Raw genomic sequence first — 11,656 nt, 5'->3', positions numbered from 1 at the left:
TAAAATGGACAAATGTCTCTTTTGCAGCGCAAAATATAAATAGAAAATTAGCTAAGTCTAAATTTCGTCCGTCTAACATGGTAAGCCTCGGAAAACACTGGTATGTAAACGAAAAGCAACTTTTCAAACTGCACAAAATTCATGTATTTTTTGTAAAAATCCGCCAAATTTATAATTTTATACTGACAGCGGAAAATGTTTGTGTTAAACTTAATATAGATAAAGACAAACAATAAAGTATTCAACTACATTTATTACAATAATTGAGGTGAGAATAATGAAAATTTTATGCAAAGAAGTTTTACTACCGTTCGCGTTAGGCGTAAGTGCGACACTCGTTGTCGGGAAACTCGCTAAGAGCAAGTGCGTACATCAAGCGGCCGTTAAAACGGTGGCCAAAGCACTGTTGATCCGTGACGAAGCAGCCAAAACGGTTAATGCAGTTAAAGAACAGGCCGAAGATATTTATGCCGAAGCTAAAGTCGAAAAAAACAAGGCTACCGCCGAAGCGATGAATTGTGCCGCCTCATCCGTATGCAAAACCGGTGGCGCCGAAGCCTGATAAAAAACGTTGTTCCTACATTTCAATCAGCTAAGCCGCGGTTGCTGTAAGACTCGCGACTTAGCTTGATTTATATGTAGCTGATACGATGGGAGTTCCTATGATATTTACAATCAAACATCAATTACCGGGACGCATCCGGTTACAGTGCCCGGACTATAGCTTTGATCTGCGAAGTGCAGTAGGCCTTGAAGCAGAACTCTTGACTCTGCCCGGGGTGACCAAAGTTAAAGCGAATAAATCGACAGCGACGGTGTTGCTTTGTTTCGATACCGACTTAGATGTTAAATATTTGCTGAGTCGGATTCGCAAAATTGATATTGCTGCGTTGACTTTACCTCCGACGGCGGAACTGCGCTTAAGCAACAAAATTTTGGCGCACAACTTGGGTATAGATTTGTTGAAACGCACCTTGTGGCGATATGCTTTGCGCCTGATGCCGGCTCCACTGGCTTTTGTAAGATGGCCGCTTACCTTAATCAAAGCTTATCCGTATTTGAAGGCCGGTTTATCTTCGCTGTTACACGGCAAACTGGATTTGCCGGTTTTGGATGCCGGGGCAATTCTGATTTCTTTACTGCAGGGCTCAACCAGTGAAGCGAGCAATATCATCTACTTGCTGGGAATATCGTCTGCTCTGGAAGAATATACCATGGAAAAGGCCAAGAATACGCTGGCTGATTCTTTGGCTTTAACTGTAGACCAGGTGTGGAAAGTTGTCTCGGATGAAGCCGGAGAACAGGTTGAAGTGGTTCAATGCGCTGCGGCGGATATAGCTGTAGGCGACGTCGTTCGGGTAGAAACGGGTATGACAATTCCGTTTGACGGGCGGGTGCTTGTCGGCGAGGCTATGATCAATCAAGCTGGTTTGACCGGTGAAGCTGAGGCTGTATTCCGTAATCCTGGCACCTCTGTTTTGGCGGGAACGGCAGTGGAAGAAGGCAGTTTGGACATTGAGGTCAGACAGGCAGCCGGCACGAGCCGAATTCATCAAATTATGCAATTGCTAGAACAAGCCGGTGAGCAAAAATCCGACTTGCAATCTAAGGCGGAAAAATTGGCCGATCATCTTGTTCCGTATAATTTTGCTTTTTCGGCCTTAGTCTGGCTGCTGACCGGCAAGCTAAGTCGTGTGGCGGCGACCATGATGGTTGACTATTCATGTGCACTGAAACTCGCTTTGCCGATAGCTGTAATTTCCGCCATGGAGACCGCGGCCACCCGGCATGTTGCTATAAAGGGCGGTAACAAACTCGAAAGTTTTGCCGGGGCGGATACAATCGTATTTGATAAGACCGGTACTTTGACGACCTCCGAGCCGGAGCTGCAAGCGGTATATCCACTTACCGAAGAATTTAGCCGGGAGGAAGTATTGAGGATTGCGGCCTGCCTTGAGGAACATTTCCCGCACAGTTTAGCCACTGCCGTTGTTCGAGCTGCCAAACGTGAAGGTTTGGTTCATGCGGAAAATCATAGCAAAGTAAATTATATTGTGGCTCATGGTATAGTAACGGAATATGACGGCATTGATGCACGAATCGGTTCAGCCCATTTTATTTTGGAAGATTCGGGAATTGCGTTATCTGCAGCTGCCGAGAAAATTTTGCGAAATGAGGCGGCCGGCTTTTCGAATTTATTTTTGGCTTTTGACCATCGCTTAATTGGTATTTTATCTATTGATGAGCCGGTACGTGAAGAAGCCGCGGCGATCATCGGTGAACTGCGACGGCTGGGCTTTAATAACATGTTGATGATGACCGGTGACGGCACTTCAGCCGCAGCGCGTGTGGCCAAAAAACTTGGCTTGGATGGATATTATGCCGAGTGTCTGCCCGAGGATAAGGTGCGTTATCTGAAAGAACTCAAGGCTGCCGGCCATACGGTGGTGATGGTCGGGGACGGTGTGAACGATTCCCCCGCTTTGGCGACGGCCGATGTTTCAGCGGCTATGCGCGATGCATCCGCTTTGGCCCGCCAGGCAGCCGATATTTCACTCTTAAGCGATGACCTGGCTGGCTTGATCGAGTTGCGCAACTTGGCGGTAGCATTGCAAAAACGTTCATGGCGGACCTATCGTTTTATTATGGGCTTTAATTCGCTTCTGCTTTTGGCTGGAGCTGCGGCGTTACTGTCGCCAGCGACCTTAAGTCTTTTGCACAATGGATCGACAATGGCTATTTGTGCAGCTAATCTTTTACCTTACCCGGAGTTTTCTGCGTCTAAGGCTACGCTATCACAGAGTAATTGTAATATGTGAGTAGGGAGATTTTGGATTGGCAGTGTCTAAATTTGCAGACTATGATGGCGAACCGTGCAAAACCAGTTGCCAATTGTCATAATTGTATAATATAATAAAAGTGTTCGCGGATGTGGCGGAATTGGCAGACGCGCCGGATTTAGGTTCCGGTTCGCGAGAGTGCAGGTTCAAATCCTGTCATCCGCACCACTTATGATACGGCAATTGATAGACTTATCAGTTGCCGTATTTTTTGTGCTTAATCATTATTTTTATGGCTTCAAGCAACAGTCGTTTTTCAGTAGCTCGGCTAAATAATCACCGATATTGTCGCATACCCCAAAGCCGGCCGCTGCTATTACTGCGGGAGCGGAATGAGGCATAGCGAATGAATTTTTCGTAAATTTGAGCATTTCTATATCGTTGAAATTATCTCCGAAAATTAAAACTTCATCGGGAGTAAGGTCGAGCCGAGTGGCCAGTTTGGCCACGGCTTCCCCTTTATTGGACGGATTGAAATCGAGCCAGTGTTCCCCGGCAATGGCCATGTTAAATTTTTTGCTCCAAGGTTCGGTCAAATAGGGAACGGGGGCGGCGGAGTCGGTGCTGACGAAAGCAGTAACTTTTACGACTGGCGGCACAATGTCGCGGAAATTGGCAACTTCGTGCATAACAAAGCCGCTTAAGCGCGCCAGATTTGCTTGAAAACTTGCTGATGGGTGAGAATAGTAGCCGAAACGAGGAGCGGAAATCATGGGTTCACAATCGGGCACGGCCGTAATAGCGTCAATTAAAGCGTAAACATCCGGCATCGGCATAGCCGCGGCTTCGAGCAATTCGTCTTTAAAGAAAATACAACTGCCATTTTCCGAAATCATATAAGCATCATTTATAAAAGGTTTAAAGATGTGGGCAAGATTGGGGTACTGACGTCCGGTGGCGACGGTAAACTTCACTCCGGCAGCTAAAAAAGCTCTAATTTGGTCGAACAGCCGAGGATCAAATCCTTGTTCGTAATCTTGAACTAGTGTCCCATCAATATCGCAAACAATCATTTTTATTTTTTGCATAGTTAACTCCTGTTGCTAAAATAAAAGCATAATGTAAATTATTATAGCATATGGCAATTTTATCTGGCGTACCTTTATAACCTGCGGTACAATGATAGAAACACCGGACAAGTTTGTCTTATTCGGCTTTATATTTTTCGGTATTTACAGGAGGCGATTTTATGTTTATTGAAGAAGTCATAGGTGCTTTTACCGGCGAAAACCGTAGAACCAGACATCGTCAAGTAGCCATCGGTACCGCTTTGGGGCTCTTGGGAGGAGCGGCCGTTGCTTTGTTATTGGCCCCGCAATCAGGTAAAGAGACTCGTGAAGATATTTGCAAGTGTGCGGTTAAGGGCAAAGAAGCCGCCGCCGATTTAGCGAAACGCGGATACGGTCAGGTGAAGAATCTGGCTGGGACTGCAGTGGATCGTTTGGGCATTTTTACTGCCGATATGGCTGACTGCGCCGAGGATATTGGAAATGGTTTAGCCAGAACGAAACGCAATGCGGCACGGCAGGCTCGTATCGCTGCTCGTCAGGCCCGGCGCTTGGCTCATGCTGGAGTTCAGGCCTTGGCTGATCAATTAGCTGAGCCGGAAACCGCGGATGAAGAGGCTGATTCTGCAACGGCAGTAGAAAGTACTGACGCTACTAATGAACCGCAAGCATAATTGATTTCCCAGAATAGAAATATATGGAGGCTGGCGGCATGGACAGATTTTATTTAGCGACGGTTACGATTGATTTGACTGATTTTTTGATCATCATCTTGGTTTTGGCCGGTATTGCAGCTCTAATCGCTTTGACTGTAGTTTGTGTAAGGCTGGCGCAAGTTTTGCATTCCGCCAACAAGATCATTTTATCCGGCGAACAACCGCTCCTGGATACGTTACACAATTCGGTTGAAATTTCGGCCAATCTGATTGAAGTTTCGGGAAATTTGACGGATATATCGGATGATTTGGCTGAAACTGTCGGGCCTACTTTGGCGAAGGTGAGTGAGAGTATAGGAGCTGTCGGTGACAGTGTTGGCGAGGTCGCCTCAACGGTTGAAGATTTTAGCGGTTGGCTTAGTTCCTTGATTGAGCTGGTCCGTTTCGGTCGCGGCAAAGGCAAAACTTGGCACAAAGCTTTTAGATTTGCCAAGGCCGCCCTCGGTTCTTATTTGAAGAAAAATAAATTCGGCGCTGGACATAAGTTTAAATTTAAGTAAGCGACTTTTATTCGTCGCTCGGTGGTTGGGTTGAAAACGAAGCACGGTTGTCTGGGCGACCGTGCTTTTATTTATTTAAGACCGCGGTTAATTTACGTTTGCGTTGGTCAACAGGATGATGGTGAGCACGGTCTGGACGAAATAGCGGTAAAAATAGCGTCAAATATAAAGCTTTAGTAAAGTTTTTGTGACGGCCGATAGAAACGCTTGACATGGCAAAAATCAGGTATATACTAAAGCTGAAAGTCAAAGAAAGACAAAGTCAAAAATGATAGCGCGGCTGCTCCGAAAGATAGCGATACGGGAGGTTGGCGATATCTGGTGCAGTAGGATGACGGTTTATGGAGTACAGCGAAAACGGTCAAGCTTGACTTCCAACGGAGGTAGAAATGGCAAACTTAAGTGACGCGATTGAACATATGCTGAAAAACTTGATTAAAGAGAATAACGGCATGATTGAGATTACCCGCGGTGAGCTGGCGGAGCAAGTCAATTGTGTTCCATCGCAAATAACCTATGTGCTCACAACCAGATTTACCAATAACCACGGGTATTTGGTGGAAAGTCGGCGCGGGGGTGGCGGCTGGATCAGAATTCGGCGCATCCGTAACAATTTACCGTCTAGCACATTTTTGATGCATGTTATTAATTCCATGGACAAAAGTTTGAGCCAACAAGATATACAACTTTATGCCCAAAGTTTTGTTGAACACGAAGTGATGCCTCCTTCAACGGCGCGACTGATCGTGGCGGCGACGGGAGATCAGGCTCTGGCCGGTTTGCATCAACCGCATAAGGATCAGGTAAGAGCGGAGATATTTCGCAACATGCTGATTCAACTTGTATTGACTGAGGAGAGTGATGATTATGATGTGCGAACATTGCCATAAAAATGTAGCTGATATAACTTATTCATATAACTATAACGGTCAAAAAGGCAGCCTAAATTTGTGTAGCAACTGTTTTGCTGATATGAAGACGAAAGGCGAAATAAAAGACTTTTGGCCGCATGACGATTTCTTCAATTCGGCATGGATGACGGACAATCTGAGCAAACCAATCACTCCATTTTTCCGCCCTGACAACGCGGTTTGCAATGGATGCGGCCTTGATTATCCTACTTTGATGCAAAACGGCCGGCTAGGTTGTGCTGATTGCTATGACGTTTTTGCTGACCAGCTGAGAGATGAAATTTTGCCACGTTTACAACGTGGCCTTCATTACTGCGGTCGCCCCTACAATCGTCCCTTGGATCCGGCGGACCTGAGCTTGAATCGAACTACGGTAGGCCGTGGAACGCGAAGAGTTGCGTCTACAAAGAAAGCGGCGGAAAAAAGCATGTCAGGCAAGAAGCAGGCCGATGAAATGGAGATCGCCGATGCCGGAGAAACGGTGAAAGAATGCGCTGATCCGGTAAAAAATGCGAAAATCAAGGAATTGCGCGCAGCCATGCACGCCTGTGCTGCTAAAGAAGATTATCAGGGTGCGATAGAATATCGTAACAAAATTAAGGCTTTGGAAGAGGAGGAATGATTATGGCTTGGTATTTGGAAGACGGACCTGAAAGCGATGTGGTTATCTCTAGTCGAATCAGGCTGGCTCGTAATGTGCGCGGCTATCCTTTTCCTGAGCTTTTGCTGCCGGGGACGGCTAAGGAATGTTATGACCGCATTAGCAAGGCCTTCTTTTCTGCCAACGAAGCCATGCGGCGGGATTATGTCGAGATAGTTCTGGCGGATGTTCCTGAACTTACCGTTAATTCTTTAGTGGAAAAAAGATTGCTGAGTGAAGATATGTTGAACAAACGGGCTTCGGGACGAGCCATAATTCGTCGCGATGAGGCCGTTTCAATCATGCTTGGCGAAGAAGATCATATTCGTATCCAATCGATGCAGGCCGGGCTTAATTTGGTTGCGGCGTACGAGGAGGCGGAAAAAATTTCTTTGTTGCTGGAGGAAAAGCTCCCATTGGCCTTTAAGCCGGAATTTGGCTTTTTGACTGCTTGTCCTACTAATGTTGGTACTGGTATGCGGGCATCGGTTATGGTTCATTTGCCGGCTTTAGGCCGGACCAAACTTCTGGAAAAATACTTGGATAGCTGTCGTAAGGCCGGTTTGGCAGTGCGGGGGCAATACGGGGAGAATAGCGAGGCGACCGGTTTTGTTTTCCAGATTTCTAATCAGATGACTTTAGGATTGGACGAAAGCACGGCAATAAAAGAATTGCAGACGGTGGTTGAACAGTTGATTAAAAGGGAGCATGAAGCACGTCAGTACTTGTGGAAAAACAATCGGTATGAAATTGAAGACCAGATTTATCGCTCGTACGGTGTTTTATCTGAAGCACGTTTAATAAGTACAGAGGCGGCACAGCTGGAGTTGTCAAACCTGCGTTGGGGAATGGCTTTGGGAATTTTGCCGCAGCTGAAACCGGTTACGGTTAATCGTTTGGAAGTGCGGATCGGCTCAGCGACTTTGCAGCGTGAAGCCGGTGAGGTACTTCCGACTCGGGAACGTGATTATCGGCGGGCCGCACTTATTCGCCAAGCTTTGGCTGAGGATGCCGCGGACGCTGCAGGTGCTGCAGGTGCTAAGCCGGGTACGGGTGCTACAGTTGCTAAATCAGCTGCCGGTGCCAAGAGTACTGCGGATGCCAAGAGTGCTTCGGCTGGCAAGGATGTTTCAGATGGCGAGAATTCCGCGAATGGTGCAGAAGTTGCTGGCAGTGCCCCCGACGCTGGCAAAGAACCGGCCGATGGAACTAATTCAGCAAATTGACCTTTGACCGCCTTAGCCGGTACGGCCAAAGGTGGCACAGAAATGACGTGCGACTGAGGTGGCGCAATCAAAGTGGCGTAATCGAAACGGCGCACAGGGTTAACGCGCAGGGTGAAATAGAAGATATTTAAAATTAAATATTTAAAATCAAAATTAACATAGATTTGTCTGACGGAGCGACAACCGCAAACTGACGGGCAGAATGGAGGTTAATATGAAGATAATTCTTACCGAAAGCACGCAACATGTTTTGCAGGTGGCCAACCAGCTAGCTAAATGTTATCGCATAGGCGAAATTGGCACTGAATATTTGTTGGGCGCTATGATTAAAGAGAAAAAAATGGGTAATGCCGATCTGATTTTGCAGAAACACGGCATAGATTTTGCTCAATACAACGCGGTTTTGGCCAAAATTAACCAAATGGAACCGCAAGATTTTAATTGGCCGGAACACGAAGACTTGGAACGCATCGTGGCCAAGCTTTCGCAACGTGCCAAACAGATATTTGATCGAGCCGTACTTATGGTGCACATGGGCAATAAGCCGCTGACAACTACCGCCCTACTTATTTCTCTACTCGAAGCAGGGGATTCAGTGGCGATCAGGATTTTGCATAGCCTAGGTCTGTCGCTAGAGGTGTTCCAACGGGAGTTTATGGCTTTGCAGGAAGAGAACGGGGCCGATCCGGAATTGGCGGGCTATAACGAAGCTGAAGATGATGAGTCAGAGGAAGAAAGTGAGGATATTTCTGCAGAAGATAACGCAGTGATGAAGCAAGGTGGCCAGGGAAAACATGGCGGCAATGCGTTGAAGAAGTTCGGCAATGATTTGACGGAACGCTGCCGTAAGCAAAAAGTTGATCCGGTCATCGGGCGTAATGAGGAAATAAACCGCGTAATGCAAATCCTATGCCGTCGCACCAAAAACAACCCTTGCTTGATTGGCGAGCCGGGCGTTGGTAAAACTGCAGTGGTGGAAGGACTGGCTCAGAAAATTGCCGCCGGAGATGTGCCGGATATTCTGCAAGATAAGCGGATAATCAGCATTGATATGGGCGGTATGTTGGCCGGAGCCAAATATAGAGGTGAGTTTGAGGAACGTTTGAAGAAAGTTTTGGCTGAGGCCGGGCAAGCTGGGGATGTAATTCTATTCATTGATGAACTTCACACCCTAATCGGTGCCGGGGCCGGTGAAGGATCGATTGACGCGGCCAATATTATGAAACCGATGCTGGCCAGAGGCGAGCTCCAAGTTATCGGTGCCACTACCTTGAACGAATATCGTAAATATATCGAAAAGGATGCGGCTTTGGAGCGGCGGTTCCAGCCGGTTACCGTTGAAGAACCGTCGGAAGAGGACACTTTGGCAATTTTGCGGGGCGTACGGGAAAAATATGAAAACCATCACAAAGTGAAAATAACCGATGCAGCTTTGGAAGCGGCTGTCAAACTTTCCGTCCGCTATATCAATGACCGTTTCCTGCCGGACAAAGCCATTGATCTGATGGATGAGGCAGCGGCAAAACTACGCTTGGCGGGTTCTGGTAATAACAAACAGCTGCAAAAATTGCAAAAAGACCTTGATAAGCTGAAAGATGAAAAAGAACGGGCCGCTGCGGCTGAAAACTTTGAACAGGCGGCTGAGCTGTTGCAGAAACAGCAGGCGTTGGAAAATAAGCTCGTCAAAGTGAAGGCGGCAAAAAAGCATGAGCCGAGCGATGCCAAGGCTGTTTTGACGGAAGAAAATATTGCAGATATCGTGGCCGGTTGGACCGGAATCCCGGTAAAGCGGCTTACAGAAAATGATACAACTAGATTAAAAAATCTTGATAAGGAACTGAAGAGTCGTGTTATAGGTCAGGATGCCGCGGTCGATGCGGTGGTACAGGCCATCCGGCGTGGTCGTCTCGGTTTGAAAGATCCGCAGCGCCCCATCGGTTCGTTCCTGTTCCTCGGTACTACAGGTGTAGGTAAGACTGAACTGGCTAAGGCTTTAGCTGAAGTCATGTTTGGTGATCCTAACGCGATGATCAGGCTTGATATGTCGGAATATATGGAAAAATTTGATGTATCTAAGCTCATCGGTTCGCCGCCGGGATATGTCGGTTATGATGAGGGCGGCCAATTGACCGAAAAAGTGAGACGCCATCCGTATTCGGTAATTCTGTTTGATGAGATTGAAAAAGCGCATCCGGATGTTTTCAACGCCTTACTGCAAATTTTGGAAGATGGCCGGTTGACGGACAGCCAGGGACGTACGGTTAAGTTTGCCAACACGATCATCATCATGACCTCGAACTTGGGAGCCAAGTTATTGCTGAACGGCAACAAGCGGATCGGCTTTGACTTTGCCGGTAAAGGTGGCGAACCAGAACAGAATGATGACCGTAATTTGTACGGCGGTCGCAGCTATCAAGAGGCGGCTGATCTGGTCATCGCTGAAGCGAAACGTACTTTCAATCCGGAATTTATCAACCGTATTGATGAAATTCTATTCTTTAAGATGCTGGATAAAAAGGCAATGCGCCAAATTGTTGACCTTATGCTCAAAGGTTTGGCGAAACGTATCAGTGAGCTCGGGATTAAGCTTACCGTAACTGATGCTGCAGCTGATCGCTTGGCTGTTGAAGGCTATGACAGCTTGTACGGTGCAAGGCCATTGCGTCGGACGATTCAGAATCGAGTCGAGGATGAGTTCTCACAGGCGATGCTTGATGGTACAATTAAAAAAGGTGACGTGGCGGAGGTCGATATTGTCAAACAAGGGAAGGATGTTAAGTTTGTCGTTCGGCCGCAAGGAAGTGAGCGCACTACAGAAAGTAAGGGATCAGATTCCGATTCTGATGCGTCCGCCGATTCTGCCGCCCCAACCAATCAAGCTGATAAATCAGCAGGTGGTTCGATAGAACATCCGTACCAGGTATCCAGCGATTCGTCGGCTGAGCCTAAGGACACGGCAAAGGATGATAAGTCCAAGTCGGAAGATTAATCCGGCAGGCCTGCTGGCTAGGAGGATAAATGACCAAATTCCGTCAAGAACTTCGGCAATGCCCATATTGCTTGAACGAAGAAAAGACAACTGTCTGGGAACTGATTGATCCGAATGAAGATCCGGATCTGCGTGAATTGTTGCTTCGCAAAGAGCTGCAGGTTTTTACTTGCAGCAATTGCGGGCGCACTTTCCGCATGGTTGAACCGTTGACTTATATAGACCGCAAACTTGGGTTTGCGGCCTATTTTTCGCCTAATTTACAGAGTTTGTTTAAGCAGGGCTATTTGCGAGATTTCAATATTCTTCCGGATGAAATGCTGAGTGACGTTCCTTTGCATCTGCGGCAGAATGAGGCCGGTTGGCGATTGCGACTCTGTCCAGATATGAACTCTTTACTTGAAAAGATTCACATTTTCACCGCGGGGTTGGATGATCGTCTGATGGAAGTCGTCAAGTTGGCTTTGGCTGCCCGTTTGCTGAGTGACGAAGGGAAAAGAGTTGAAATGCTTCGTTTTTTGGCCTGTAACGATCAGGAGATGTTGTTCATAGCTCAATATGCCCCGGCAGAAACAGAAAATTCGCTTGATGTTTCCGCGGCTTCAGATGATTCATCAGACGGAGCGACTGCTGAAGGAACAAAAGCTGAAGGCGGTAAGACGGAAGAATTGACCGTAGCGCGTGAACTTTACGTTAACACGGAACGGTTGTTGGGTAATTCTTTAGGTGAGGACCGTCACTGGTCGATTATCGATCGCGGCTTTGCCTTGCGTCTGGTTGCTCCTGATAAAAATCATTGAGTGCGGCGATTGTAGATAGGTAAAAAA

10 protein-coding genes and 1 tRNA gene are annotated in these 11,656 nt (G+C 47.2%); 10 read left to right on the top strand and 1 reads right to left on the bottom strand.

Features of this window, described 5'->3' with window-relative positions; translation table 11 throughout:
- The first annotated feature begins 277 nt into the window (after positions 1–277).
- The 3 genes from HMPREF0868_RS05965 to HMPREF0868_RS05955 all read left to right on the top strand — a co-directional run bounded on the left by HMPREF0868_RS05965 (position 278) and on the right by HMPREF0868_RS05955 (position 3,008).
- Positions 278–562, top strand: a complete 285-nt coding sequence (locus HMPREF0868_RS05965) for a DUF6110 family protein (protein ID WP_012993822.1) — start codon at positions 278–280, stop codon at positions 560–562.
- A 100-nt stretch (positions 563–662) separates the two neighbouring features.
- The gene (locus HMPREF0868_RS05960; RefSeq protein ID WP_012993821.1) at positions 663–2,819 is read left to right on the top strand and encodes a heavy metal translocating P-type ATPase; all 2,157 of its coding nucleotides are present in this window, start codon (positions 663–665) and stop codon (positions 2,817–2,819) included.
- A 106-nt stretch (positions 2,820–2,925) separates the two neighbouring features.
- Positions 2,926–3,008, top strand: a tRNA-Leu gene (locus HMPREF0868_RS05955).
- 62 nt (positions 3,009–3,070) lie between these two features.
- Here the strand turns inward: HMPREF0868_RS05955 and HMPREF0868_RS05950 are convergent.
- The gene (locus tag HMPREF0868_RS05950; RefSeq protein ID WP_012993820.1) at positions 3,071–3,868 is read right to left on the bottom strand and encodes an HAD family hydrolase; all 798 of its coding nucleotides are present in this window, start codon (positions 3,866–3,868) and stop codon (positions 3,071–3,073) included.
- Positions 3,869–4,029: 161 nt separating this feature from the next.
- Here HMPREF0868_RS05950 and HMPREF0868_RS08035 point away from each other — a divergent pair, with 161 nt between their 5' ends.
- The 7 genes from HMPREF0868_RS08035 (at position 4,030) to HMPREF0868_RS05915 (ending at position 11,629) form a co-directional block, all read left to right on the top strand.
- Entirely contained in the window at positions 4,030–4,521 is a 492-nt protein-coding gene (locus tag HMPREF0868_RS08035) for a YtxH domain-containing protein (RefSeq protein WP_012993819.1), read from the top strand.
- 38 nt (positions 4,522–4,559) lie between these two features.
- Positions 4,560–5,063: a hypothetical protein gene (locus tag HMPREF0868_RS05940; protein WP_012993818.1), complete on the top strand. Its 504-nt coding sequence runs from the start codon at positions 4,560–4,562 to the stop codon at positions 5,061–5,063.
- 389 nt (positions 5,064–5,452) lie between these two features.
- Positions 5,453–5,953, top strand: coding sequence for a CtsR family transcriptional regulator (locus tag HMPREF0868_RS05935; protein WP_012993816.1), 501 nt, complete (start codon positions 5,453–5,455; stop codon positions 5,951–5,953).
- A complete protein-coding gene (locus tag HMPREF0868_RS05930; RefSeq protein ID WP_081470263.1) occupies positions 5,925–6,596 on the top strand; it encodes a UvrB/UvrC motif-containing protein in 672 nt (223 codons plus the stop codon). Before HMPREF0868_RS05935 ends, HMPREF0868_RS05930 begins: the two co-directional genes overlap by 29 nt.
- 2 nt (positions 6,597–6,598) lie before the next feature.
- Positions 6,599–7,840 carry an ATP--guanido phosphotransferase gene (locus HMPREF0868_RS05925; RefSeq protein WP_012993814.1) on the top strand — a complete coding sequence of 414 codons (1,242 nt, stop codon included), beginning with the start codon at positions 6,599–6,601 and terminating at the stop codon, positions 7,838–7,840.
- 214 nt (positions 7,841–8,054) lie between these two features.
- Entirely contained in the window at positions 8,055–10,829 is a 2,775-nt protein-coding gene (locus tag HMPREF0868_RS05920) for an ATP-dependent Clp protease ATP-binding subunit (protein ID WP_012993813.1), read from the top strand.
- A 29-nt stretch (positions 10,830–10,858) separates the two neighbouring features.
- Positions 10,859–11,629 carry a CpXC domain-containing protein gene (locus HMPREF0868_RS05915; RefSeq protein WP_012993812.1) on the top strand — a complete coding sequence of 257 codons (771 nt, stop codon included), beginning with the start codon at positions 10,859–10,861 and terminating at the stop codon, positions 11,627–11,629.
- Positions 11,630–11,656 lie beyond the last annotated feature (27 nt).

The organism is Mageeibacillus indolicus UPII9-5, assembly GCF_000025225.2.
GTDB classification, from domain to species: Bacteria; Bacillota; Clostridia; order Saccharofermentanales; family Fastidiosipilaceae; genus Mageeibacillus; species Mageeibacillus indolicus.
Note: the sequence above shows the minus strand (reverse complement) of the source record. Positions and strands in the feature narration are given on the sequence as shown.

Coding starts and splice junctions, on each gene's coding strand:
- HMPREF0868_RS05965 (WP_012993822.1), top strand. CDS start 278: ATGAAAATTTTATGCAAAGAAGTTTTACTACCGTTCGCGTTAGGCGTA.
- HMPREF0868_RS05925 (WP_012993814.1), top strand. CDS start 6,599: ATGGCTTGGTATTTGGAAGACGGACCTGAAAGCGATGTGGTTATCTCT.
- HMPREF0868_RS05935 (WP_012993816.1), top strand. CDS start 5,453: ATGGCAAACTTAAGTGACGCGATTGAACATATGCTGAAAAACTTGATT.
- HMPREF0868_RS05920 (WP_012993813.1), top strand. CDS start 8,055: ATGAAGATAATTCTTACCGAAAGCACGCAACATGTTTTGCAGGTGGCC.
- HMPREF0868_RS05950 (WP_012993820.1), bottom strand. CDS start 3,868: ATGCAAAAAATAAAAATGATTGTTTGCGATATTGATGGGACACTAGTT.
- HMPREF0868_RS05940 (WP_012993818.1), top strand. CDS start 4,560: ATGGACAGATTTTATTTAGCGACGGTTACGATTGATTTGACTGATTTT.
- HMPREF0868_RS05930 (WP_081470263.1), top strand. CDS start 5,925: ATGATTATGATGTGCGAACATTGCCATAAAAATGTAGCTGATATAACT.
- HMPREF0868_RS05915 (WP_012993812.1), top strand. CDS start 10,859: ATGACCAAATTCCGTCAAGAACTTCGGCAATGCCCATATTGCTTGAAC.
- HMPREF0868_RS05960 (WP_012993821.1), top strand. CDS start 663: ATGATATTTACAATCAAACATCAATTACCGGGACGCATCCGGTTACAG.
- HMPREF0868_RS08035 (WP_012993819.1), top strand. CDS start 4,030: ATGTTTATTGAAGAAGTCATAGGTGCTTTTACCGGCGAAAACCGTAGA.